The organism is Dermatophilus congolensis (genome assembly GCF_900447215.1).
Lineage (GTDB): Bacteria > Actinomycetota > Actinomycetes > Actinomycetales > Dermatophilaceae > Dermatophilus > Dermatophilus congolensis_A.
Window position 1 is genome coordinate 193,106 of record NZ_UFYA01000001.1, and the last position, 24,229, is coordinate 217,334.

General features: G+C 61.4%; 21 protein-coding genes. 15 read left to right on the forward strand and 6 right to left on the reverse strand.

Translation table 11 applies throughout. The features are described 5' to 3' along the window. Positions 1–183 precede the first annotated feature (183 nt). The 6 genes from DXZ77_RS00800 to DXZ77_RS00825 all read left to right on the forward strand — a co-directional run bounded on the left by DXZ77_RS00800 (position 184) and on the right by DXZ77_RS00825 (position 5,043). Positions 184–696, forward strand: a complete 513-nt coding sequence (locus tag DXZ77_RS00800; protein ID WP_258553295.1) for an isochorismatase family protein — start codon at positions 184–186, stop codon at positions 694–696. A 149-nt stretch (positions 697–845) separates the two neighbouring features. Next, positions 846–1,844 carry a sensor histidine kinase gene (locus DXZ77_RS00805; RefSeq protein ID WP_115029210.1) on the forward strand — a complete coding sequence of 333 codons (999 nt, stop codon included), beginning with the start codon at positions 846–848 and terminating at the stop codon, positions 1,842–1,844. Between the two features lie 178 nt (positions 1,845–2,022). Beyond that, entirely contained in the window at positions 2,023–2,721 is a 699-nt protein-coding gene (locus DXZ77_RS00810; RefSeq protein WP_115029212.1) for a response regulator, read from the forward strand. Between the two features lie 86 nt (positions 2,722–2,807). Then, positions 2,808–3,524, forward strand: coding sequence for an ATP-binding cassette domain-containing protein (locus DXZ77_RS00815; RefSeq protein ID WP_115029214.1), 717 nt, complete (start codon positions 2,808–2,810; stop codon positions 3,522–3,524). Beyond that, entirely contained in the window at positions 3,521–4,414 is an 894-nt protein-coding gene (locus DXZ77_RS00820) for an ABC-2 family transporter permease (protein ID WP_115029216.1), read from the forward strand. The genes DXZ77_RS00815 and DXZ77_RS00820 overlap by 4 nt, the downstream gene beginning before the upstream one ends. Next, entirely contained in the window at positions 4,411–5,043 is a 633-nt protein-coding gene (locus DXZ77_RS00825) for a hypothetical protein (RefSeq protein ID WP_115029218.1), read from the forward strand. The genes DXZ77_RS00820 and DXZ77_RS00825 overlap by 4 nt, the downstream gene beginning before the upstream one ends. A 46-nt stretch (positions 5,044–5,089) precedes the next feature. On the opposite strand, the gene DXZ77_RS00830 is transcribed toward DXZ77_RS00825, so the two are convergent. The 3 genes from DXZ77_RS00830 to DXZ77_RS00840 are packed head-to-tail and all read right to left on the reverse strand — an operon-like array spanning position 5,090 to position 9,348. Continuing rightward, positions 5,090–5,902, reverse strand: a complete 813-nt coding sequence (locus tag DXZ77_RS00830; protein WP_115029220.1) for a metallophosphoesterase — start codon at positions 5,900–5,902, stop codon at positions 5,090–5,092. Beyond that, complete coding sequence (locus tag DXZ77_RS00835) at positions 5,902–7,779, reverse strand: putative nucleotidyltransferase substrate binding domain-containing protein (protein ID WP_115029222.1); 1,878 nt, start codon at positions 7,777–7,779, stop codon at positions 5,902–5,904. Before DXZ77_RS00835 ends, DXZ77_RS00830 begins: the two co-directional genes overlap by 1 nt. 3 nt (positions 7,780–7,782) lie before the next feature. Beyond that, positions 7,783–9,348: an amino acid permease gene (locus DXZ77_RS00840; protein ID WP_220181570.1), complete on the reverse strand. Its 1,566-nt coding sequence runs from the start codon at positions 9,346–9,348 to the stop codon at positions 7,783–7,785. A gap of 467 nt (positions 9,349–9,815) precedes the next feature. On the opposite strand from DXZ77_RS00840, the gene kdpF reads away from it, so the two are divergent. From kdpF to DXZ77_RS00885, 9 genes are all read left to right on the forward strand, one after another. After that, entirely contained in the window at positions 9,816–9,905 is a 90-nt protein-coding gene (kdpF, locus tag DXZ77_RS00845; protein ID WP_115029224.1) for a K(+)-transporting ATPase subunit F, read from the forward strand. Further along, positions 9,902–11,548: a potassium-transporting ATPase subunit KdpA gene (kdpA, locus tag DXZ77_RS00850; RefSeq protein ID WP_115029225.1), complete on the forward strand. Its 1,647-nt coding sequence runs from the start codon at positions 9,902–9,904 to the stop codon at positions 11,546–11,548. The genes kdpF and kdpA overlap by 4 nt, the downstream gene beginning before the upstream one ends. Next, entirely contained in the window at positions 11,545–13,662 is a 2,118-nt protein-coding gene (kdpB, locus tag DXZ77_RS00855; RefSeq protein ID WP_115029227.1) for a potassium-transporting ATPase subunit KdpB, read from the forward strand. The genes kdpA and kdpB overlap by 4 nt, the downstream gene beginning before the upstream one ends. Position 13,663: 1 nt before the next feature. After that, on the forward strand, positions 13,664–14,242 hold the full coding sequence (kdpC, locus tag DXZ77_RS00860; RefSeq protein ID WP_115029229.1) for a potassium-transporting ATPase subunit KdpC: 579 nt from the start codon (positions 13,664–13,666) through the stop codon (positions 14,240–14,242). 65 nt (positions 14,243–14,307) lie between these two features. Then, positions 14,308–16,830: an ATP-binding protein gene (locus DXZ77_RS00865; protein WP_181815984.1), complete on the forward strand. Its 2,523-nt coding sequence runs from the start codon at positions 14,308–14,310 to the stop codon at positions 16,828–16,830. Continuing rightward, the gene (locus DXZ77_RS00870; protein WP_115029233.1) at positions 16,827–17,528 is read left to right on the forward strand and encodes a response regulator transcription factor; all 702 of its coding nucleotides are present in this window, start codon (positions 16,827–16,829) and stop codon (positions 17,526–17,528) included. Before DXZ77_RS00865 ends, DXZ77_RS00870 begins: the two co-directional genes overlap by 4 nt. A gap of 180 nt (positions 17,529–17,708) precedes the next feature. Further along, entirely contained in the window at positions 17,709–19,121 is a 1,413-nt protein-coding gene (locus tag DXZ77_RS00875) for a DUF6421 family protein (RefSeq protein ID WP_220181571.1), read from the forward strand. After that, entirely contained in the window at positions 19,118–19,759 is a 642-nt protein-coding gene (locus tag DXZ77_RS00880) for an SDR family NAD(P)-dependent oxidoreductase (protein ID WP_115029235.1), read from the forward strand. Before DXZ77_RS00875 ends, DXZ77_RS00880 begins: the two co-directional genes overlap by 4 nt. 4 nt (positions 19,760–19,763) lie before the next feature. Further along, positions 19,764–20,885 (forward strand): threonine aldolase family protein, encoded by a 1,122-nt coding sequence (locus tag DXZ77_RS00885; protein ID WP_115029237.1) that lies wholly within the window; start codon positions 19,764–19,766, stop codon positions 20,883–20,885. Positions 20,886–20,945: 60 nt separating this feature from the next. Here the strand turns inward: DXZ77_RS00885 and DXZ77_RS00890 are convergent, their stop codons facing one another. From DXZ77_RS00890 to DXZ77_RS00900, 3 genes are read right to left on the reverse strand one after another with little or no spacing between them, the layout of a single operon-like run. Beyond that, positions 20,946–21,644 carry a glycosyltransferase family 2 protein gene (locus DXZ77_RS00890; protein WP_115029239.1) on the reverse strand — a complete coding sequence of 233 codons (699 nt, stop codon included), beginning with the start codon at positions 21,642–21,644 and terminating at the stop codon, positions 20,946–20,948. Next, positions 21,641–23,020, reverse strand: a complete 1,380-nt coding sequence (locus DXZ77_RS00895) for a bifunctional PIG-L family deacetylase/class I SAM-dependent methyltransferase (RefSeq protein WP_115029241.1) — start codon at positions 23,018–23,020, stop codon at positions 21,641–21,643. Before DXZ77_RS00895 ends, DXZ77_RS00890 begins: the two co-directional genes overlap by 4 nt. Then, complete coding sequence (locus DXZ77_RS00900) at positions 23,017–24,048, reverse strand: acyl-CoA dehydrogenase family protein (protein ID WP_115029243.1); 1,032 nt, start codon at positions 24,046–24,048, stop codon at positions 23,017–23,019. Before DXZ77_RS00900 ends, DXZ77_RS00895 begins: the two co-directional genes overlap by 4 nt. Between the last annotated feature and the right edge of the window lie 181 nt (positions 24,049–24,229).

The window sequence follows — 24,229 nt, forward strand, 5'->3', positions numbered from 1 at the left end:
AGAAATCCCCGCTGTCGAAAACACAGACGAAGAAGAAACCAGCGAAGAAGAACTCGACAGCATCGGCCCCGTACTAGGTGGAACCCACGACGAAACACCACAATCCACCGACACCGCTGAGGAAGAACCCCCCTCGAAACCTCCGAAGACGACGACACAGACGGCGCCAACATCCTTGCCCACCTGGCACCGGAAGAAAACGACACCGTCCTCACAAAATGGCAGTACGCAGACTTCCACGACTCCGAACTGCGTGAACGCATGCGCCAAGAAGGCCGTGACCAGCTCATCATCACCGGCATCTATGCCCACGTCAGCTGCCTAGCCACCGCCCTAGTCGCCTCCGCCGAAAAAATCCAACCCTTCTTCGTCGCCGACGCAATGGCCGACCACAGCCGCGAAGAACACGAAATGGCGGCACGCTCCGTTGCCAGCAGCTGCGGCCAAGTCGTCACCACCGCCGACATCCTCCACGCCCTCATGCCCCAGCCCGACGAAGAAGAAAACACCACCAACCACGAAGTAATCGGCTCAGTCCTATCAGAGACCAAACCGCTCAGCGAACTCTTCGCCGACCTCGACGCCGCAGCATCGCTCACCCCAGACCTCGAACCAATCACCCCACCAGCGATCGAAACCGAAGACGCCAAAATCATCCCCTTCACCACAGCAACCGAACCCGCCCCCCAGGCCTAACCACCACAACAGCCACCCCACCCCCATACGCATCACGGTGTGCCTGCCACCACCGCAGGCACACCGACACGGCCGCAACCACCACCGGAAACAAACACATCCTTCTGCAGGAGGAGGAAACCACCTAACCACCTCCCTACGATCGAACAGTGACCCCCAGAGCACCCATCACCGACATCCTCCTGACTACAGGAGCAGCTCTGGTCACCGGGCTCTACACCACCGTGGCCATCCAAACCCCCACTTGGTACTCCATCACCTTCGCCCTCATCCACCTCGGTCTCACCACAACCCTGGCCACCCGCACCACCACACGGCGAAGCTCATTCATCGCCACATATGCCCTCCTGGCAGCAATGGCCACCCTCATGTGGCTGGCCCCCATCAACCTCGGAGTCAGCCCACTCATCCTCTGCGCGCCGTTATCCCTCTACAAAATCGCACGCCACGACCCGCCGGCCTGGAGCGCTACCGCACTCCTTTTAGGAATTGCTGGATCCTTCGTCAGCCCACTCGAATACCTACCCGGGGGAAACAACAAAGCAGCAGTACCTCTTCTCATCCTGTGCATGGTTGGCACCTATCTATGGGCAGCAGGACGCAGACGCACTGAACTGACCTACGCCACCGAACTGCGCCGCGCCGAAGAACAACACCGCCGCGACCTAGACCGCCGCGTACAACAAGCCCAAACTGACGAACGCGCCCGCATCGCCAGAGAAATCCACGACATCGTCGCCCACAGCCTCGCAGTAGTGAACGTCCAAGCCGCCACAGCATTAGCTATCGGCACCGAAAATCAGATGCGCCAATCCCTCACCACCATCAAAGACGCCAGCAAAGACGCCATCACCCAGATGCGTTCCCTAGTCAAAGTACTCAGAGAAAAACAAGACAGCGAAGTCTCCGGCGACCTACACCGCCTCATCACACTCACCGAACAAGCTCAAACAACAGGTGTCAACCTCGAGCACAATCTCGACCCAGCAACACTGACCGACTGGCAAAACCGCTGGCCAGCAGCAGCACGACTGGCACTCATACGCGCCGTGCAAGAAGGCATCAGTAACGTCATCAAACACGGCGGGACGACCCCCCACGCGCACCTGAACATCACCAAAAAAACAACACCTGCCACCTACATCTGACCAACGACACCATCAGCCAAGGCGACTCCAGCGGATTCGGCTTAGTTGGCCTAGCCGAACGAGTAGCACTACTGAACGGAACAATAAAAGCCGCCCCCAGCAGCGAAGGCTTCAATCTCCACATCACCATCCCCGTCACACACGAAAACACACCACTGGCTCACTCCCAGGAGCTCACATGAGCGAACCAATCCGCGTCGCCGTCGTCGACGACCAACCCCTACTCGTCTCAGCATTCTCAGCGCTCATCGACAACCAACCCGACATGCACATCGTCGGCACAGCAACCGATGGCGCTGCAGCAGTCACACTCCTCGAAACCACCACCGTCGACGTTGTTCTCATGGACATCCGAATGCCACACCTTGACGGCGTCGAAGCAACCCGCCGCATCCTGGCCCACGCAACAGAACACGTCAACGTCCTCATCCTCACTACCTTCAACATCGACGAACTCGTTCTGGCCGCAATCAGCGCAGGCGCACGCGGCTTCCTCCTCAAAGACGCCGAACCCACCGAAGTCCTCGACGCCATCCGCGCCGTGCACCGAGGAGAAGCAGTCATCGCTGCCCAAGCAACACCAGCCCTGCTCGCCGCCCTCCACACACCCACCAACATCCCAACCACCCCATCAAACAACGAACGGCACACCGCCATCGCCGCCCTCACTCCACGCGAAATCGACGTGCTGCGCCTCATCGCCCAGGGCCTAACCAACACCGAGATCGCCAGCGAGCTATTCATCGCCCACACCACCGTGAAAACACACGTAGGCAACCTTCTCCTCAAACTTAACGCCCGCGACCGCGTCGCCCTGGTCATCCTTGCCCACAGCGTTGGCCTGAGCGGATCACCAGGAACCGTACCGATCCGATAACTCCTCCCACAGCAGGAGCCCCCCACTCCTGACAACCATGCCGTAGCAGGAAGACCAGGTGACCTGAAGCAACGCACGCTTCAGGTATGACAGAAACCACCACCAACATCGCCTTCGGGTGCCGAGGACTAACGAAAACCTTCGGCACCCACCGTGTCCTGGATGGACTAGACCTCACCGTCACCCCAGGACGCGTCTACGCATTACTGGGCCGCAATGGCGCCGGAAAATCAACAAGTCTGAAAATCATGCTGGGCCTGGCCACCCCCGACTGCGGGCAAACCTACCTGCTAGGGCGCCCCTTCACCCGCAGCGCCTTGGCACACGTAGGAGCAAGCATCGACGGCCCCGCCCTCTATAGGCACCTCAGCGCCAAAGACAACCTCCGTGTCCACGCCCACCTGACCGGAATCAACGACACCCGCATTGACGAAGTCCTCGCCCATGTTGGCCTAGCCGCCACAGGAGGAGCAAAAACACGAACCTTCTCCACCGGCATGAAAGCCCGCCTGGCACTAGCCATCGCCTTGCTTACAGACCCTCAGGTACTGATCCTTGATGAACCACAAAACGGACTCGACCCTAAAGGAATCATCGAACTACGCGACATGATCCGAGGTTTAGCTGCACAAGGACGAACAATCCTGATCAGCTCTCACCAACTCGGTGAAGTAGTCCGCCTCGCCGACGACATCGGTGTACTAGCCCACGGGCGACTCCTCTACGAAGGCCCGCTCAACGACTTCGCCCAAGGGGACCTCGAAGCCGCCTACCTCGCGGCAACCACCGGGAGCCACCGATGAACATCACCACCGCTGAGGCACCTACCCAACACGTCACCTTCCAACAAGCTATTCGCGCCGAATTGACTCGCGCCAAATCCAGCGCCTCATCACGGTTTGCGCTCGTCGGCGCCGCGATTGCTGTGCTGCAAGGAATGGGCTGGTGGTTTGTCGCTACCCGAGCCATCCCCGACTGGAACGGGCTTTTCGGATGGCAAAGCATGTATGCCACTGCTCTGATGGCACCTATCGTCGCTCTTCTCGCCGCGGTCACCGTTTCTCGAGAAGAAAAAGCACGTGAAGGCGGCACCTGGACCCGGCCTCTCACCGCGTCGATGGCGACCTGTTGTCGAGGCATCGTGCTTGCATGGCAGTCACTTCTCTTCCACGCGCCCTTGACTCTTCCACTACTGGTGATCGGCTGGGCTGGTGGGGTGAGCGATCCACCTGTGACCCGGATGGTCGCCCTGTGGTTGGTGTTCTGGGCGACGTCGCTGTTGCCATTGATGGTCGGGTTCGTTGTAGCTGGCGCCGTTGGGATAGTGCCGACTGTTGCCCTCATGATGGTCTGGCAAGTGACCGGTACGTTGAAGTCTGAGACAGCGATGTGGTGGGCGCAGCCATGGACATGGGGTGTCCACGCGGCTCAGCCTTTGCTTGGCATCCACGCCAACGGCATAGCCCTTGAAACGAACTCTCCTATACAGGGATGGAATCCCTGGTGGCCAGCTATCGCATCAATGACAGTGGCAGCAGCCGTGTTGTTCTTTTTTGCTCTCGCCTCCCGCAGCTGGATGCAGCGACGGCCAGGAGCGAAAGCACGATTGCGGCGGCATTCCCCCCCCACCGACACAACGTGCACGCGGCCGCAGCAACTCCGCACACACCAGTGCAACATGGCCCGGTTATGACCAGCAAGGCTCACCGGGTCATATGGCAGGGGACAGGCATCGTGCCTTTGGCGGGACTAGCGCTGCTAATGCTCACCGCAGCAGGGTGGATCTGGTCGTCTAGCTTCGTTATCGGGGTAACAACATGGCTCGTTGTTCCATTCGGATGTTGCGTCGTGGCTTGCCTCATCGAGACCGCGGAGGAGCCAGGACGTCGCATCGCGATGCTGCGCGCGGATTGTGCCCACCAAGGGAAAGCGATGGCGCGGTTGGCGTTGATGCTGCTTGGATTGATTGTTGCGTGGGCGGGCGTGGTCATCATCGCTACAGGTGGTAGCGCTGTTACCGCTATCCGGGCGGTTGTGCTGCTTTGCACAGTTGGTGCGGCTGTTTTCTTTGTCAGTTCGTGGCTTGCTGCGCGGTTCAGCGTTGCAGCGGCGATTGGTGTGATTCTCGTTGTGGCTGTCATCAGTCTTGTCTTCGGTGGATCGGGTATCGCCCAGACGCCCCTGTGGGTGATTGGTGTGCTGGGGTGGCCGATCAATGCAACAACTGCGCTGTCGGTGGCTGCGACTTTCGCAGCGAGCTTGTGCCTTAGCGGTGTTGCCTACCGGGCTTGGGTTGCTGCTCTACGTCGCTCAATACGGTGAGTCCGCTGCCGTTAACCACCTACAGCTTGGCCGCAAAGCAACAGGGCTATTGCGGTGTGGTGGGTAACTCCCAGGCATGCCAGCGTTGCCTGGGAGTAGCTCCGTGCTGGGGGTCAATGCCGATGATGAACCCGCTTGCCATCAGGGTGGTTTCGTGGCAGGCAGCTAGGTCAAGCAAGGTACGCGCAACGATCTCTTTGTGCGCACGCCACCCGCCCCCATCCCAGTCGATAAGAGAAGAGTGTCCGTGTATTTGGCTGAAGGGCATTTGGTTTCCCTCCCAACTGGTAATGAGTTCCCTGCCAGCTTCGGCCCATAACGGCCCAGCAGTCAGGTCCACGCGGCCAGTGAGCATGACACCGGGCCGGAACAAGCAAGCAGAGTTATCACGAGCGGCCTGGTTTAAAAGGGCTGCAGCCTCAACGGCGGTCATGGGACATCCCAAGTCGGTACGCCAAAACCCTTCAGTGAGGCCAGCATGGGTGACGAGGATGTCTCGCCCTGCAGTAGGGATAGCAGCAGCGACCTTCAGCAGTCCGCACGCCCACCAGTTGCGCAGAGCGTCTGCAGCCGCTGGGCAGATCCAGTCACGCCATTTAAAGACAGGTGGTCTCAGGTATTGGGCTTCGTGGTTGCCTGCTAGCTGTGTCCAACGTCCTGGGTTGGCTTCCATTAAACGGCCGACGAGAGCAATGATTTCTTCAGAGTCGGGGCCGCGGTGGATGAGGTCTCCCACTTGCACGATGCTTAAGTCAGTAGGGATGGTGGCGGTGCGCGGATCGACGCCAAGCCGGGTCAGTTCACTCAGGAGGGTGTCGAGGTGCCCTCCTACGTCTCCGATGACGACGTGGCGCATCATCAGCTTCGTTCAGGTGAGGGGCGCCAGTCGTCCGTGTCAGACCAGGCAGCCACATTGGCCAGTCGGCGCTGCGCCACGATGATTTCGTGGACCACCTCGGCCAGAACGCTGCGATCGAACGGCGACATAGAGGACATGCGCATGGTGTTGGTGGGAGGTTTACCTGCCTGTACCTGCGCGATTTGGCTGCGTAACCGCACCCGTTGAAGCACCTCGAATCCTTCGGCAAGCAGGGTTCCCTGACCCGGTGCTAGCAAGAAAGATTCTTCGGCGGCGCGGAGCCGATCGGCGGTAGATAGTTCTGTAGATTGCATCGCCAAACCAAGCCAGCGGGCGAGGTTCACCAGTGGGCGCAGGGCATCTTTTTTGATGTCGAATGTTGCTTCTCGCCGGAAGACGGGGGCATGACGGCGGGCGTGCGGGCGCTGGCTGAGTGCATCACCCAAAAGCAGCCGCAGGGTGGCGGGGTGGCTGCGCAGCTGGTGCAGATCAAAACTGGCGGCAGCTGCGGCAACATCACCAAAGACGGCTCTGCTGTCCAGGAACAAAGAGATCATGATGGCACCTTGGTTTTCATGCGGTGAGGCCAGCCACGCTTTGGTAGCGCGTTGCCATGCGCTGGCGGTGCGCGACATGATGTCGCGGCGGGCGCTGACACCGTTGTCGTCGCCAGCGAAACCAGCCTGTTCAAGCAAAGATTCGACGTCAGCGAAAAGAGACCGGTAGCGGCGTCTTGTGGTCAGGTCAGTGTCGTCGAGAAATACGACGGCGCTTTCCATGTCAGAAGACAGCGCAGTTTCGCGGCGACCGTTACTGCCTAGTGTGAGCCACGTGAACCCATCCATGGATAGGTCAGGGTGTTCTTCGAGGCATAGCTCTAGTGCGCGGCGCACAATCGCGTCCCCGAAACCGGAATGGACACGGATGACCTGGGCTCCAGCCAGGCCTTGGGAAAGCAGACCAGAGAGTACAGCTGGGGTTTGACGGGATCGTTGGATGAGTTCCTCGCGTGAGGCGGCCAGGCGCAGCTGCTCGTGCAGAGCGACGTCGGCGGTGGTGGGGCTGAGACTGAACTCGCGTAGTCCTACCACACCGCGTAGGTCTCCGAATTTATCGGTGACGATGGCGGCCTCAGTTTTGGCGGTGAGGATTTGAGTCAGCGACTCTCCAGCAGAGTCACCGATCTGCACAGTGGGGACGTCACGGGCCAGGGCTTCACCGGCAGTGGCAGTGACGGGTAGCCCTTCAGCTAAAACGCAGCGGCGGATCGATCCATCCGTGACTAGCCCGAAAGTGCCGTCGGCGCGGCGAACAACAACCCCAGGTTGGCGTCGTTGGGTTAGCTCGCGAGCAACCTCCACAAGCGGGACTGTGTCATCAACCACGGTGGGGGACTGGTCAATGAGGCTTCCAGTGGTGGCGAACCCGGGAAGCTGACGGGTTTTCTCCGCCAAAGTGAGGAGGTGGTTAGTGATGAACTGGGCACCCTCAGAAGTGAGGAAGGCTTCGCTGGAGGCGTGGCGGGGAATGAAAGCGATGGTGGCTTTCGTCAGTGCACGAGCGCGAGGGCCGACGGTGCGGCCAGTAAGCATGGCAGAGAATCCGCAGAATCCGCCGGTGCGCAGAGTGTCATCGGGGTGGCCGTGCGCCTCGACTTCCTGCCAGATCCCCACCTTGCCTTTCATGACGAGATAAACACCAGTAGCTGGGTGGCGGAATCCGTCGAGGATGAGATCACCGGGTTGATAGGTGGTGATCTCGGCAGCCTCCGCCATCCGTGTGCGGTTCTCTAAAGGCAGGGCCGAGAATGGTGACACCTCGGCTAGGAGCGTTTTGAGATCGGCGACGGGTGTGTTTTCAGCGGCGGAGGCTGCCATGAGTTAGTTCCCTGCGTTGGTGTCAGGTTTCGTAACGTTGTTGGTGGTGCCCGAAGCGAGCACGTCGGCGACGTCGGGGTTGGTGTCAGGGTACGTCAGGCCGGTGTCGGACCAGACAGCGGCGAGCCGTCCACCAGTGTTTTTCTCCACGGCCGGGCGCACGATACGCCATCCGAGCGCGATGATCAGCGCTAGTACTGGGATACCGATGATGACAACAACGAAGTCGGTTTTGTGCCAGAAGTCAGGGGAAGACTTCCAGCCCGAGATAGACATGCCGATGATCACAAACACCAGGAACGCCAAACCGAACCAGCTGGCCCACGGGTATCCGGGGGCTTGGAATGGTCCAGCAGGGATGACGCCCTTGTTCACGAGCTGACGCAGGCGCAGTTGGCAGGCGAAAATCGTTCCCCACACGAAAAGCTCACAGATGGCAGAGCATTCGAGGGCGATTTCGAAGGCATCGGGGGCCAACGCGTTCAATACAGCGCCCATGAGCAGTACGGCGCTGGTCAGAAGGATCCCGGCCCACGGCACACCGGCACGGCTCATGCGGGTGGTGAAGAACGGGGCTTGGCTGGCCATACCCATGCTGCGCAGCACTCGGCCGGTGGTGTAGAGGCCAGAGTTGAGGCTGGACATGGCGGCGATGATGAGAACAGCCTGAATAGCCGAGCCCATCCAGTGGAAGCCCATCGTGTCAAAGATGGTTACGAAGGGGCTAGTTCCTGCGGTGTATTGGCTGGTGGGCAGCATTGATGCGAGCAGCAAGATGGAACCGCAGTAGAAAACAGCGATACGCATGATGACGGCGTTGACAGCCTTGGGGACTTCGCGTTCGGGGTTCTGCATCTCGCCAGCAGCGATACCGACCATTTCGATCGAGGCGTAAGCGAAGACAACACCGGACATCACCAAGATGGGGCCGTACCAGTTGTAGGGCGCTTCGGTGGGCCAGAAACCGCCAGGGTTGCTCCACAGGTTGCTGATGCCCGCCTGGTGGTCACCGATGCGCAGCTGGAAGAGCACCATCACCACACCAACGACGAGGAACAAGACGATGGCGGCGACCTTGAGTAAAGAAGCCCAGAACTCAAACTCACCAAAAGCCCGGGCCGAGAGCAAGTTGATGATGAGCACCACGGCGAGGCTGATGATGACAGTTAGCCAGGCAGGCACGTTCGGCCACCAGTGCTTGATGTACAAAGCCACGGCGGATAGCTCAGCAATACCGGTCAAGCACCAGTGCAGCCAATAAATCCAGCCAGTGATGAAGGCCCATTTTTCGCCGAAAAATTCCCGCATGTACGACACGAAGGCCCCAGAAGTGGCGCGATGCAGGACAAGCTCGCCCAGGGAACGCATGAGGAAGTAGGCAACGATGCCCACGAAGGCGTAGCTGAACAGCAGCGCTGGTCCGGTGCTGTGTAGGCGGGATGCGGATCCGAGGAAGAGGCCGGTGCCGATGGCGCCTCCGAGGGCGATCATCTGGACGTGACGGCGTCCGAGGGTCTGCTGGTATCCGATTTGTTCTGAGTGCAGACGATCTTGATGGCTGTGCGACATGCGACCTCCGAGTGAGGGGGGTTCGTGATGTGGCGCGGGATGCGCCTCAGTTCACTTCAATACACAAGTGATCCCTATGTGGACGAAATGATCCCTCATGGTGGCAATAGGTGGGCGGCCCAGGCATGCAGGGTGGGTGAACCCAAAGAGTCCTCGAAGGTTCTAGGCGGGGCTTTCGTGGCGAGTAGCTGGGTGGGATGCGCTGGCCGTTTTTGAGCGGCGACAGCGTCAGATAGGTATGTCGTTGGCGGCAGTTCCAACTCGGGGGAGTGGTGAGCAAAACAACAATCCACAAAAGTGGGATAAATCAAACACCACAAAATCAGCTGAGGAAAACCTGAATAGCGTTGCCGAAAAACTGATGCGAGCCCACCCAACTCACACACCGCGTTAAAAACACGTCAAGATTCATCAACCCCGCATCAACACCACCCACCGGCACCCACCGGCGCACGTCAACTAACACCGTGATTGATTACGCCGCCGCGGGCCTACTCGCCCTCGCACTCCTGGGATACCTGCTATATGCGCTCATCCGGCCGGAGCGATTCTCATGAACGACCTCACCAGCGCAGTGGCCACATTCGCGTGCGTGGCGTTCATCCTGGCTGCCACCCATATCCCCTTAGGCACCTACATAGCCCATGTCTTCACCACAGAACACCACCTAGGCATAGAACGGCTCTGCTACCGCATCGTGGGAGTAGACCCCACGTCACAACAACGCTGGACCACCTACACCACCGCGCTCCTGTCCTTCTCTGCGGTGAGCATCCTCGCCCTGTGGGGACTCATCCTCGCCCAAGACACACTCCCATTCGCCGACGGACGCCACCAAAGCATCGACGGCGCCCTCAACACCGCCATCTCCTTTGTCACCAACACAAACTGGCAAAGCTACAGCGGCGAAAACGGCGCCACCCACCTAGTCCAAATGCTCGGACTCACCGTCCAAAACTTCCTCTCCGCCGCAGTCGGACTAACCGTAGCCATCGCCCTCATCCGAGGCCTCACCCGCCATGACACCGACCGCATCGGCAACTTCTGGGTCGACCTCACCCGAAGCATCTTCCGCATCCTGCTACCCCTCACCGCCATCGCCGCGCTGCTCCTCCTAACCGGCGGAGTCATCCAAAATCTCACCGAACCCCACACCATCACCACCATCACCGGCACCCAACAAACCCTGCCCGCCGGACCAGTAGCTTCCCAAGAAGCCATCAAACTCCTCGGCACCAACGGCGGCGGATTTTTCAACGCCAACTCCGCTCACCCCTTCGAAAACCCAACCCCCACCACCAACCTCATCGAAATCGTCCTTATCCTGCTCATCCCATTCGCCCTACCCCGCACCTACGGAATCCTCGTCGCAGACCGCCGACAAGGCCACGTCGTCCTAGCCCTCATGGCCACCCTGGCCACCCTGACCTGGGTAACAGCCCTCACCGCCGAACTCACCCTGGCCGCCACCTCACAAGGAGCGCTCGCAGGCAAAGAACTACGCTTCGGAGTTGCCGGATCAGTGCTGTTCTCCGCAGCCACCACCGGCACCTCCACTGGCGCCGTCAACTCCATGCACGACTCCGCCAGTCCACTGGCTGGAGGCACCTACATGCTCAACATGCTGCTGGGCGAAATCAGCCCCGGCGGCGTCGGCACCGGCCTCTACAGCGCCCTCATCCTCGTCATCATCACCGTTTTCCTCGCCGGTCTCATGGTCGGACGCACCCCCGAACTACTCGGCAAACAGATCAGCCGCCGCGAAATCACCTGCGCTGCCCTATTCATCCTCGTCATGCCCGCCCTGGTCCTCACCGGCACCGCCACCGCCGCACTCCTACCCCAAGCCCTGACCAGCCTGACCAACACCGGACCCCACGGGCTCAGCGAAATCATGTACGCCTACACCTCCGCCGCCAACAACAACGGCAGCGCCTTCGCCGGACTCAACGCCGACACCCCCTGGTACAACCTCACCCTCGCCCTGACCATGCTCATCGGCAGATTCCTTCCCATCGTGCTCGTCCTGGCCCTAGCCGGAGCCCTAGCAGCCCAACCCCGCCGCGCCATCACCGCCGGAACCATGCCCACCCACACACCCCTATTCGCCGGGCTCCTCCTGGCCACCGCAATCATCGTCGCCGGCCTGACCTTCTTCCCAGCCCTGGCACTCGGTCCCATCGCAGAAGCCACGCTATGACCGCCGCCTACCCCACCCCAACACCATCACCCCACAACGGAGACACCGTGACCACCACACCCTCCCTCGGGCGCATCGCCTGCAACAGCCTGCCCCAAGCACTAGCCAAGCTTGACCCCCGCTACACCATCAAAACCCCCGTCCTGTTCGTCGTATGGGTCGGATCAGTGCTGACCACTATCTTCACCGCCATCGACCCAAACACCTTCTCCATCTGCATCACATCCTGGCTGTGGGCCACCCTCATCTTCGCCAACCTCGCCGAAGCAATCGCCGAAGGCCGCGGAAAAGCCCAAGCAGCCAGCCTGCGCGCCACCAAAACCACCACCACCGCCCTGCTACTCAACCCCGACGGAACCACCACACCAACGCCCTCAACCACACTCACCATCGGTGACCACGTCATCGTCGAACCCGGCCCCCACAGCATCATCCCCGCCGACGGCGACATCATCGAAGGAGTCGCCACAGTCGATGAATCCGCCATCACCGGCGAATCCGCCCCCGTCATCCGCGAATCAGGCGGCGACAGATGCGCCGTCACCGGCGGAACCACCGTCCTATCAGACCGGATCATCGTCCGCGTCACCAGCAAACCCGGCGAAAGCTTCATCGACCGCATGATCGCCCTGGTCGAAGGTGCCCAACGACAAAAAACCCCCAACGAAATCGCCCTGGGAATCCTGCTCACCACCCTGACAGTGATCTTCCTGCTCGCCGTCACCGCCCTGGCACCCCTAGCCGCCTACTCCGGCCTCACCGTCTCAGTCATCACCCTGGTCGCCCTGCTCGTCTGCCTCATCCCCACCACCATCGGTGCCCTACTATCGGCCATCGGCATCGCCGGGATGGACCGACTCGTCCAACGCAACGTCCTGGCCACCTCCGGCCGCGCCGTCGAAGCAGCAGGCGACGTCAGCACCCTGCTCCTGGACAAAACCGGAACCATCACCTTCGGAAACCGCCGCGCCGTAGAAATCCTGCCCGCCACCGCAGTCAGCGACGAAGACGTCCGCGCTGCCGCGCTGCTGTCCTCACTAGCCGACGAAACCCCCGAAGGCCGCTCCATCATCGACCTCATCAACAGTCACACCACCAACACCACCGACACCGCCACCCAAAGCCGCACAAACGCCACCAACAACGGCGCCGAATTCATCCCATTCACCGCACAAACCCGCATGTCAGGAGTGCAATTCCCCGACGGACGCGCCGTCTACAAAGGCGCCGCCACCGCAATCACCGCCTGGGTACGCGCCACCGCAGACACCATCCCCGACAACCTCGAAACCACCGTGAACAACATCTCCGCCGCCGGAGGAACCCCCCTAGTCATCGCTACCCAAAACCCACACAACAACACCCCCCACCGCCGCATCCTCGGCGTCATCCACCTCAAAGACATCGTCAAACCCGGCATGCGCGAACGATTCGAACAACTACGCCGCATGGGAATCCGCACCGTCATGATCACCGGCGACAACCACCTCACCGCCCAAGCCATCGCCAAAGAAGCAGGCGTCGACGACTTCCTCGCCGAAGCAACCCCCGAAGACAAACTCGCCCTCATCACCAAAGAACAACACGCAGGACAACTCGTAGCCATGATCGGCGACGGCACCAACGACGCCCCCGCCCTCGCCCAAGCAGACGTCGGCGTCGCCATGAACACCGGCACCTCCGCCGCCAAAGAAGCCGGAAACATGGTCGACCTCGACTCCGACCCAACCAAACTCATCGACATCGTCAGCATCGGCAAACAACTACTTATCACCCGCGGCGCCCTGACGACCTTCTCCATCGCCAACGACGTCGCCAAATACTTCGCGATCATCCCCGCCATGTTCACCAGCGTCTACCCCGGCCTAGCCGTGCTGGACATCATGCACCCACACAGCGCACACACCGCCATGCTCTCCGCCGTCATCTTCAACGCCCTCATCATCGTCGCCCTCATCCCACTAGCCCTCAAAGGCGTCACCTACCACGCCCTCAACGCCCAAGCCCTCCTACGCCGCAACATCACCCTCTACGGCATCGGCGGAATCATCACCCCATTCATCGGCATCAAACTCATCGACCTACTCGTCTCCCACCTACCCGGATTGGCCTGACATGCACACACTCACCCGACAAACCACCGCCGCCATCAAAGCCCTCACCCTGCTCACCCTCACCCTCGGCCTAGCCTGGCCACTGACATTCACCGGCCTAGCCCACCTCATCGCTCCCACCCAAGCCAACGGCTCCCTCATCCACGACACCCACGGAAAAACCATCGGATCAACCCTGCTAGGCCAACCCACCAGCGGCCCCGAATGGTTCACCCCTCGCCCCTCAACCTCCAACTACGCCGGAAATACCTCCGGCTCCGACAACCTCAGCCCCACCAGCACCACCCACCTAAACATCATCAACCACCGCCGCACCGCCCTTACCGCCGCCAATCCCTACGCCACCACACCCATCCCCGCCGACGCCCTCACCACCAGCGGCTCCGGCCTAGACCCCCACATCAGCCCCGAATACGCACACTGGCAAGCACCCCGAATCGCCCAAACCCGCGGCATCCCCCTCGCCGACATCCACACACTCATCAACCACCACACCCAAGGACGCACCCTCGGATTCCTTGGCCAACCCCGCGTCAACGTCACCGAACTCAACGCCGACCTCGCTCACACCCACCACTAAAAACACACCCAACACTCATGCACAACACACCCCCACCACAGCCCACCACGGGCGACAATGAACCCGTGCGCAAAGGACGATTACGGATCTACCTCGGCGCCGCCCCCGGAGTCGGCAAAACCGTCGCCATGCTCAGCGAAGGCCACCGACGAGCCGAACGCGGCACCGACGTCGTCATCGGAATCGTCGAAACACACGACCGCAGCTACACCACCAAAATGCTGCACGGACTAGAAACAATTCCCCGCATCACCCGCACCCACCGCGGCACCACCCTCACCGACCTCGACGTCGACGCCGTCCTACGCCGCCACCCCGACGTCGTCCTCATCGACGAACTCGCCCACACCTGCATCCCCGGATCCCCACACCGCCGCCGCTACGAAGACATCGAAACCCTCCTCCAAGCCGGCATCGACGTTATCTCCACCGTCAACATCCAACACCTCGAATCCCTCAACGACGCCGTCCTAGCCATCACCGGCGTACGCCAACAAGAAACCGTCCCCGACCACGTCGTCCGCGGCGCCGACCAAATCGAACTGGTCGACATGTCACCCGAATCCCTCCGCCGCCGCCTCGCCCACGGCAACGTCTACCGCCCCGAACGCGTCGACGCCGCCCTCGCCAGCTACTTCCGCCCCGGCAACCTCGCCGCCCTGCGCGAACTAGCCCTCCTATGGCTGGCCGACCGCGTCGATGAAACCCTCCAGAAATACCGCGCCAACCGCGGCATCAACGCCCCCTGGCCAGCGCGAGAACGCATCGTCGTCGGCCTCACCGGCGGCCCCGAAGGCGAACAACTCCTCCGCCGCGCCACCCGCATCGCCTCCCGCGGCGCCGGCAGCGAAGTCCACGCCGTCTACGTCACCACCAGCGACGGCCTCACCAGTGCCGACTTCGCATCCGTCGCAGCACAACAACGCCTCACCGCCGACCTCGGCGCCACCTTCCACACCGTCAGCGGCGACGACATCGCCACCGCCCTGCTCGACTTCGCACGCAGCGTCAACGCCAGCCAAATCGTCATCGGAACAAGCCGACGCTCCCGCCTGAGCCGACTCTTCGACCCCGGCGTCGGCGAAACAGTCGTCACCCACGCCGACGAAATCGACATCCACATGGTCAACCACGACCACGCCCACACCAGCGGCACCTACCTACCCACCCGCGCAACCCTGAGCCGAACCCGCCGCATCACCGGATTCACCATCGGCACCGCAGGAATAGCCCTGCTCACCACCCTCCTCACCGCAACCCGCAACCACCACGACCTCCCCCTGGACGTCCTGCTCTACCTCGCCCTAACCGTCCTATCAGCCCTCATCGGCGGACTCGGCCCCGCCCTCTTCACCGCCATCGTCGGATCCCTCACCCTCAACTGGTTCTTCGCCCGCCCCATCCACACCTTCACCATCGCCGACCCACAAAACGTCGTCGCACTCATCGTTTTCGTCCTCGTCGCCGCCGCCGTCTCCTCCGCCGTGCACCTCAGCGCCCGCCGCGCCAGCCAAGCCCGCGCCGCCGAACGCGAAGCCGCCTCACTCACCCGCACATCCCACGCCATGCTCGCCGCACCCGACCCCCTGGACTTCCTCGTCCACGAATGCCTCGACATGTTCGACATGCACGCCGCCGCCATCATCCGCCACACCCCAGAAACCATCACCCCCACCACCCTCGCCGCGACAAGCAACTACAACCCCACCCACCTTCACGACGCTGCCGTCCGCGAAAAAATCGACGAAAACACCGAACTCATCCTCATCGGGCCCGTCTTAGCAAGCGCCGACCAATCACTCGTCTCCGCATACGCATCCCACGCATACGCCGTCCTGACCCGCCGCGCACTCCAAGCCGAAGCCGCCACCGCAGCCTCCCTAGCCAGCGACAATCGCGCCCGCACCGCCCTACTCTCAGCCGTCTCCCACGACCTACGCACCCCACTAGCCGCAGTGAAAGCAGCAGTCAGCAGCCTGCGCTCCACCGACGTCCAATTCACCCCTGAAGACCAAGCCGAACTCCTCGCCGCCATCGAAGACTCCGCAGACCGCCTCAACACCCTCGTCGGTAACCTCCTGGACGCCTCCCGGCTCCACACCGGCGTCGTCAAACCCCGCTGCCGCGCCCTCGACATCACCGAAGAAGCCCGCACCTGCGCCGCCGCAATTAGCGAACCCCACCGCATCCGCATCCACACCACCGGCCCCACCCCTGGATGGGCCGATCCCGGACTCCTCGATCGCTGCCTAGCCAACCTCCTCGAAAACGCTCTGCACTACTCCCCACCAGAGCATGACGTCACCATCGATATCGGTGTCATCGCACAACGAACCCAAATCCGCGTCGTCGACACCGGTCCCGGCGTACCCACCGAAGACCTCGAACGCATCTTCGCCCCCTTCCAACGCCGCGGCGACGCCCCCTCCGGAGACGGAGTCGGACTCGGCCTAGCCGTAGCCCGCGGCCTCGCCGAAACCATGGGAGCAACCATCACCGCTGACGAAACCCCCGGCGGCGGACTCACCATGACCATCGACCTACCCACCACCCCGCCACCACCAGCTGCGACAGGCTCACAACCATGACCCCACCAGCGAACACCCCACGCATCCTCGTCGTCGACGACGAACCCGCCATCGCCCGCACCCTACGCATCAACCTCAACGCCCGCGGCTACCACGTCATCATCGCCGCGGACGGCAGAACCGCCCTCAGCGCCGCCGAAGAAGAAACCCCCGACCTCATCGTCCTCGACCTAGGACTGCCCGACATCGACGGTGTAGACATACTGCGCCGCCTACGCGAAAACAGCTCAGTCCCCGTTGTCGTGCTCTCCGCCCGACACGAAGCCGACGACAAAGTCGAAGCACTCGACCTCGGCGCCGACGACTACGTCACCAAACCCTTCGGCATGGACGAATTCATGGCCCGCATCCGCGCAGCCATGCGCCGCAGCGCAAACGACACCGACGACCCCACCCCACCGGTACACACCCCCCACTTCACCCTCGACCTCCAAGAACGCCGCGCCACCCTCACCGACGGCACCTGCATCCACCTCACCCCCACCGAATGGCGTCTCCTGACCGCACTCGCACGCCACCGCGGCCGGCTCGTACCCCACGCCGACCTCCTCCACGAAGTATGGGGACCTAAATACAGCCGCGAATCAAACTACCTGCGCGTCTACGCCAACCAGCTACGACGCAAACTCGAACCCAACCCCAGCCAGCCGCGCTACCTCATCACCGAACCAGGCCTGGGCTATCGACTCGACGCATAGCCACCAATATCTCCTATCCTCATCTCAATTACTCATTTTTAGGTCTCTGGCCCGCCCCTGGGAATTCCCACCGTAAATGGAATAACACGCAAAAAACCTGTTTCTGAATTCTTGTAAATGAACCACGCTGCTCCGGCATTTTCTCTTGTTATTGCTATGCGCGAGAGTCATAGTCGTTGCATGACCACCACTTCCGCCGCTGTCAAAGACGCCACCGGCACCCCAATGAATCACGCCGAGGTCGAAAAACTCCGAGCTCATCCCGCATGGATCAGCATCCGTGAGGCCGCAACCAGCATCCAGGCCCTGCAAAACCCCGACGGATCCATCACAGAAGTCACCGAACACGCAAAAGCACGCGAACTCATCACCCAAATCACTCAAGGCATCGAAGAACTAGCACCCCTACTGCCCCACGACGCCGACTACCTCACCGCAGTCAGCAGCGACCTACACGCATGGGCCAACAACGGATTCACTATCCCCGACTTCCTCGACTCACTCGTCGCGTTCCGCCCAGAACAGCACCGAGTTGACGGGCTCGTACACCTCGTCCTATTCCCGATGTACACCCAAAACGGCAGCAGCGAACGTCACCTTGAAGCAGTACTAATCCAAGTGATCTGGCCCGACTTTGTCGCTTCCCTCGAAGCAGGCGACTACGCAAACGCAGCTTTTGTCCCTATCCGTTTCATTGACTTCACTGCCGGATACGACACCAACTCAGCAGTGCTATTCCCCGAAACCGTCGCAGTACGCGCCATCCCCCAATTCACCTGGGGCGGAATATTCGCTGACCGGGAAGCCGCACGATTCCGCAAAGTCCTCGCTGCCGCATGCGAAATCACATCACTGGAACCACCCGAAGAAGCACGCGCATTCCTCGACGATCAACGCCTCACTGAAGAAACATTCGTCATGTGGGATCTCATCCACGACCGCACCCACATGCGCGGTGACCTACCGTTCGACCCATTCATGATCAAACAACGAATGCCCTACTTCCTCTACTCGCTGGAAGAACTCAGATGCGACCTGACCGCCTTCCGGGAGGCATTACGCATCGAACGCATCATCGCCGCCTCCCCAGACATCTCCGATGAACAACGTTCCCTGGCACGGCACGCGCGACTAGTTCAATACGCAGTGATCTTCGACCGCATCTTCCGCTTCACTGTCACCGGGGGACGAAACCGCAACTACGACGGCCTCGGTGGACAACTGCTGTTTGCGTGGCTCCACCGCAAAGGCGTTCTGCACTGGACCGACACACAACTCTCCTTCGACTGGGACAGCGTCCCCGACATGGTCAACGAACTAGGCGATGCGGTCAACGACCTGTACTGGCAGTCCATCGACCGTCCCAAAGTGAACCACTGGTTTGCTGCCTACGATCTCGTCGCCTCTGTGCTTGAACCCCACGTAGCCAGCAAATGGGCTACACGAGACTTACCCCTAAACGGCACACCCCGCGAACTCACCGACGCCGTACTCGATGACGAATTCCCCCTGTCCATGTTCTTCGAGGCGTACGAAAAAAAGGTCCGCGATGTGATCGCCTCGACCAAAGGCATCACAGGAGAAGCAGCATGAGAGTCGTTGTTACCGGAGCAGCCGGGCCGCTGGGCCGCGCGACCTTCGCTGCCCTGATCCATGCAGGTCACGACGTCGTTGCTGTTCACCACAGTGCAGTGGAGCTAGAGCAGGGACTACAAACCCACGTCTGTGATCTCACCGACCCGAACGCCACCCATAAACTCGCCGAATCCGTCACTGCTGATGGCCCCGTGGACGCGCTTTTTCACCTCATCGGAGGGTGGCGCGGTGGCAAAGGACTAGCCGGACAAACCGATGAGGACTACCGCTTCCTCGAATCCAGGATTGTCACCACACTGCGTAACTCGACTCGTGCTTTCCTGCCAGCGCTGCTCAACGCAGCTGCACCTCGAGTCGCCATCGTGTCCACTACCGGTCTGGAGCGCTGTACCGCCGGGAACGCGAACTATCTAGCCGCCAAAGCAGCAGCCGAGACGTGGCTTGCCTGCGTGGGGCACGCTCTGCGCGAGAAGCAAGGCGTAGCCCATGTTGAGCGAGTCATGGCCCTAGCGACTGAAGCAGACCGCGCAGCCAACCCCGGTAAGGACTACTCGCGGTACAGCGATGTCACGGACGTGGCGCAATGTCTTCTGACACTTCTGAGCCACACACCTACTACTCACGAGGAACAGTGAGGACATGACCTCCACCGCTAAACCACTTCACGACATCAACCGCCGTGGCTTTGCCTCCGATAACTATTCAGGGGTGCACCCAGAAATTCTGGACGCGATCGCTGCAGCTAATGGTGGTCATCAATCCGCTTACGGCTCAGATGTGTATACCCAACGGCTGCAAGAGGTAATTCGTGGCCATTTTGGTGCTAAAGCGCAGGCGTTCCCGGTGTTTAACGGCACAGGCGCCAATGTGACTGCTTTGCAGTCAGCTCTTCCTCGATGGGGTGCTGTGGTGTGTGCTCGTACGGGGCATATCAATGTTGATGAGGGGGGTGCACCGGAGCGGGTTGGTGGTTTCAAGATCTATTCGGTGGACACTCCTGATGGCAAGCTCACGCCTGCGTTGCTCGATACCGAGGCGTGGGGTTTTGGTGATGAGCATCGTGCACAACCAGCTGCAGTCTCGATTACGCAGTCGACTGAGTTGGGCACGATTTATGCAGTTGAGGAGGTTCGTGCTCTCGCAGATCGTGCGCACGAGCTGGGCATGATGCTGCATATGGATGGTGCTCGACTGTCTAATGCTGCGGCGTCGTTGGGGTTGGATTTGCGGGCGTTCACGGTGGATGCCGGTGTGGACATTCTTAGTCTTGGTGGCACGAAGAATGGTGCTTTGGGCGCTGAGGCGATTGTTGTTTTTGATCCTGACAAGCTGTCTGGTGTGAGTGATGCTTTGCGGTATAACCGCAAGGCGGACATGCAGTTGGCGAGCAAGATGCGTTTTGTGTCTGCGCAGCTTGTTGCGTTGTTTGAGGGTGATTTGTGGCTGCGTAGTGCGCGGCATGCTAATGCGATGGCTGCGCGTTTGCGGGCTGCGTTGGAGGGGGTTCCGGGAGTGATGTTTACCCAGGAGACCAAGGCCAATGGTGTTTTTGTGATTTTGCCTGAGGGGGTGGCTGATGTGGCTCGTGAGCAGTACGCCTTCTACGACTGGGATCCGGCGCGTCGTGAGGTGCGGTGGATGTGTTCGTTCGATACGGCGCCGCAGGATGTGGATGCGTTCGCTGATGTGGTTCGTCAGGCCTGTGCGAAGGCGCCTCTTTTAGGGGACTACACCAGTGAGGCACCTGTTGCGCATGCGTGATGGGTGAGGTGAGGGGGGGCGTGTGGAGTTTGTCTTTGCACAGTCCCCTTTTTTGTGTGGCTAGCTGGTGGTGATGTTTCGTAGGTATCCGGCGAATCCTGCTTCGACGTTGCTGTGCAGGCGGCTGGAGGTGCGTACGCGGGTGGTGTCGGTGGAGATGATGTTGGCTCCGGCGGTGCGGGCGTGTTCGACGAGGGTGATGTCTTCGTGGAGTGTGATGGCGGGGAATCCGCCGATGTGCAGGTAGGTGGAGGCGCGGATTCCGAGGTTTGCGCCGTGGATGTAGGGATGGGTTTCGGTGAGGTTGTGTTGGGCGTGCCAGGTGTTGAGGAGGGTGGGGTTGGTGTGGGGAGTGGGTTCGACGGTGCCGGTGATGAGGTCGGCTCCGTTGCTGGCGAGGGTGAGTTGTGCGCGTATCCAATGTGGTGGGACGAGGGTGTCGGCGTCGGTGTTGGCGATCCAGATGTGTTCGGGGGCGGCTAGGAGGTTTGGGTCGAGGGTGGCGATGGCGGTGCAGATGGCGCTGTGGCGAGCGGCGCCGACGTTGTGTGCGTTGAGGGTGGTGGTGAGCGCGCCGTAGGAGTGGGCGATGGTGGGGGTGGCGTCGGTGCATCCGTCGAGGGCGATGACGGTGGTGCAGGTGGTTCCGGTGTGGGTGTGTGCTTGGGTGGTGGCTTTGGTGAGGTGGGTGAGGCAGCGGGGTAGGTGGTCTTGTTCGTTGTGTGCGGGGATGGCGACGATGACGTGTCGGGGCGTCATCTGTTTTCCTGTTTTGCGATGGAGGTGGGGCCGCCGTAGATGTCGATGGTGAGGTCGGCGTCGCGGTATTGGGCGGTGTGGGGTAGGTCGAGCAGGGTGGCGGCTTGGGCGTGGATGTGGGGGCCGTCGAGGGGGATGTTGGTGGTGGGGTGTTGCCAGTGCGCGAGGATGAGTTGGCCGCCTGCGGTGAGGGTGCGGCGGCAGTGGCGCAGGGTGGCGAGCCAGTCGTGGGGGGTGAGGTAGTAGCCGATTTCGGAGTTGATGATGAGGTCGTAGGGGCCTTCGAGTAGGTCGTATGGGGTGGCTCCGGTGATGAAGGTGGCGTGGGGGATGTTGCGTTGTTGGGCGATGCTGATGGCGGTTGGGCTGATGTCGATGCCGGTGATGGTGTGAGTGTGTTTGGCGAGTTCTTCGGTGAGGCGGCCGTCGGCGCAGCCGATTTCGAGGGTGGCGTTGTGGGTGGGTTGGCGCAGGATTGCGGTGAGGAGGGCGCGTTTTCGGGTTTCGTAGTAGGAGTTTTCGAAGTTCCAGGGGTCGTTGTTGTGGGTGTACATGGTGGTGAAGGGGGTGGGGTCTGGAGGTGTGGGGGGTGTGGCTAGGTCGCTGGTGTGGGTGGGGGTGGTGAGGATGAATGTTTCGATGAGGCGGTGGGCTCGGGTGGTGACGTTGGGGGTGATGATGGGTTCGTCGCCGGGCAGTGGGCTGAGAGGTTGGGTTTGGGTGCGGTGTTTGGCGAGTGCGGTTTTTTTGGTGGTGAGGGTGTGGGGTGTTGCGGGCAGGGTGATGGTGTTGTTCCAGGGCAGGTCGTTGGGGGTGCCCCAGTGCCAGAGCCAGAGGGGGTAGTGCATGAGGAGGGCGCCGGTGGTGGTGGCGGCGGTGTGGGCGGCGGCGCCGAGGGTGTCGTGGTCGGTGTGGCCGTCTTTGGGGTAGGGGGCGAGGAGGATGGTGTGTTTGTTGGTTGTGGTGGTCAGGGTGTGGGTGAGGTGGTTGTGGTGGTGGGCGAGTTTGGAGTCGGGGAGGTTGAGGTGGGTGATGGTGGCGCCGGGGGCGAGGGTGTTGATGGCTTCGTGTAGTTCGTTGTGGCGGGTGGTGGAGAGCATGTTCGCTGTCCAGGTGGGGGAGTGGGGGTGGGAGGCTTCGCCGTTGGTGGCGACGAGGATGGTGATGTGTAGGCCGGCGCGGTGGGCTTCTTGGATGAGTAGGCCGGCGCCGAGGGTTTCGTCGTCGGGGTGGGCTGAGGCGACGAGTAGGTGGGTGTGGTTGTTGAACAGGGTGGTGGTGTTCAGGGTGGGGACGCGGTCCCAGCGGGGGTCTTGGAGCCAGGTGTGTTCGGGGGTGCCGGGGTCGGTGTGGTGGAAGGTGGGGGTGGTGTTCATGGCGTGTTGGTGGTGTTGAGTAGGTGTTTGCCGAGGGTGGCGTGGTCACGTTGGGCGTGGTGTTGTCTGAGGTAGACGGTGAGGTCGGCGACGCGGCGGGCGTGGGTTTTGTTCAGGGTTAGGGGTGCTGGGCCGGTGGCGTGGCCGACGTGGGTGATGGTGTGTTCGGCGGCTTCGGCGACGATGGAGCGGGTGCGTAGGGCCAGGATGGTGCCGTGTTTTCCGGTGGCGTGGCCGGTGTCGATGAGGGTTGCGGCGATTTCGAGGGCGTGGCGTGCGTTTTCGAGTTCGATGTCGGTGTGGCCGATTGCGGCTAGGGCGATTTGGTCTGGTTCGCGGTGGGGGTTGTGATGGTAGAGCTGTTGGGCGATGGCGCGGGCGGCGCCGTACCAGATCGCGGCGACGGCGATGCCGCCCCAGGTGAATCCGGGGCGTTCGAGGTACCAGTTGGGTGGTCCGATGGGGATGGCGGGTATGTCGGTGCAGGTGATGGTGGAGGTGGTGATGTGGGTGAGGCCGCGTGCTGCCCAGGCGTGGGAGTCGATGGTGATGTCGTCGGTGAGGGCGATGGCGTAGAGGCTGGTGGTGTTGTCGGGGTTGGTTGCGGTGACGAGGGCGTGGGTGAGGTGGTTGGCGAGGGAGCACCAGGTTTTGGTGCCGGAGATGGTGGGGCCGTGGGGGCTTGGGCGGGCGTGGAGTCCGTGTCCGGGGGTGTTGGCGGCGAAGACTCCCCAGGTGGAGTTGTGGTCGACGGTGATTCTGCTCAGGTCGACGGGGTTGGCTTGGGTGAGGATGGTGAGGGCGTCGAGGTGGGGTTCGATGGTGCGTGCGACGGTGAGGTCGATGGCTGCGATGTGGGCGAGTTGGTTGAAGTAGGCGAGGGTGTCGTTGCCCAGGGTGTGGGCGATGGGGGATAGGCGGGTGGCGATGGTGAGGCTGTCGTTGATGATGTTGGGTCCGTGTGCGGCGGCGAGGACGGCATCGACGGTCGATGGTGCGGGGGCGGGGACCGTGGGGAAGATGCGCATGTGTTGACGCTACGTCTGGCGGGGTGGTTCGTCGTGGTGGACAGGCGGTGTTGGGCTGTTGGGTTGGGGGTGTTTTTGTGGCTGTGCTGATTTTTTACGAATTGTTTAATAACGGTGCGGGAATTCATCGGACAGATTTCGGGTGCGGGTATGAGAGTGGGGGGACTGCGCCACAGTTGTC

Bases quoted from the DNA above. Each gene is read 5' to 3' on its own strand.
- DXZ77_RS00830 (WP_115029220.1), bottom strand. From the start codon at position 5,902: ATGATGCGCCACGTCGTCATCGGAGACGTAGGAGGGCACCTCGACACC.
- DXZ77_RS00900 (WP_115029243.1), bottom strand. From the start codon at position 24,048: ATGCGCATCTTCCCCACGGTCCCCGCCCCCGCACCATCGACCGTCGAT.
- DXZ77_RS00885 (WP_115029237.1), top strand. From the start codon at position 19,764: ATGACCTCCACCGCTAAACCACTTCACGACATCAACCGCCGTGGCTTT.
- DXZ77_RS00835 (WP_115029222.1), bottom strand. From the start codon at position 7,779: ATGGCAGCCTCCGCCGCTGAAAACACACCCGTCGCCGATCTCAAAACG.
- DXZ77_RS00820 (WP_115029216.1), top strand. From the start codon at position 3,521: ATGAACATCACCACCGCTGAGGCACCTACCCAACACGTCACCTTCCAA.
- DXZ77_RS00880 (WP_115029235.1), top strand. From the start codon at position 19,118: ATGAGAGTCGTTGTTACCGGAGCAGCCGGGCCGCTGGGCCGCGCGACC.
- kdpB (WP_115029227.1), top strand. From the start codon at position 11,545: ATGACCGCCGCCTACCCCACCCCAACACCATCACCCCACAACGGAGAC.
- DXZ77_RS00890 (WP_115029239.1), bottom strand. From the start codon at position 21,644: ATGACGCCCCGACACGTCATCGTCGCCATCCCCGCACACAACGAACAA.
- DXZ77_RS00895 (WP_115029241.1), bottom strand. From the start codon at position 23,020: ATGAACACCACCCCCACCTTCCACCACACCGACCCCGGCACCCCCGAA.
- DXZ77_RS00870 (WP_115029233.1), top strand. From the start codon at position 16,827: ATGACCCCACCAGCGAACACCCCACGCATCCTCGTCGTCGACGACGAA.
- DXZ77_RS00875 (WP_220181571.1), top strand. From the start codon at position 17,709: ATGACCACCACTTCCGCCGCTGTCAAAGACGCCACCGGCACCCCAATG.
- DXZ77_RS00815 (WP_115029214.1), top strand. From the start codon at position 2,808: ATGACAGAAACCACCACCAACATCGCCTTCGGGTGCCGAGGACTAACG.
- kdpC (WP_115029229.1), top strand. From the start codon at position 13,664: ATGCACACACTCACCCGACAAACCACCGCCGCCATCAAAGCCCTCACC.
- DXZ77_RS00810 (WP_115029212.1), top strand. From the start codon at position 2,023: ATGAGCGAACCAATCCGCGTCGCCGTCGTCGACGACCAACCCCTACTC.
- DXZ77_RS00825 (WP_115029218.1), top strand. From the start codon at position 4,411: ATGACCAGCAAGGCTCACCGGGTCATATGGCAGGGGACAGGCATCGTG.
- DXZ77_RS00840 (WP_220181570.1), bottom strand. From the start codon at position 9,348: ATGTCGCACAGCCATCAAGATCGTCTGCACTCAGAACAAATCGGATAC.
- kdpA (WP_115029225.1), top strand. From the start codon at position 9,902: ATGAACGACCTCACCAGCGCAGTGGCCACATTCGCGTGCGTGGCGTTC.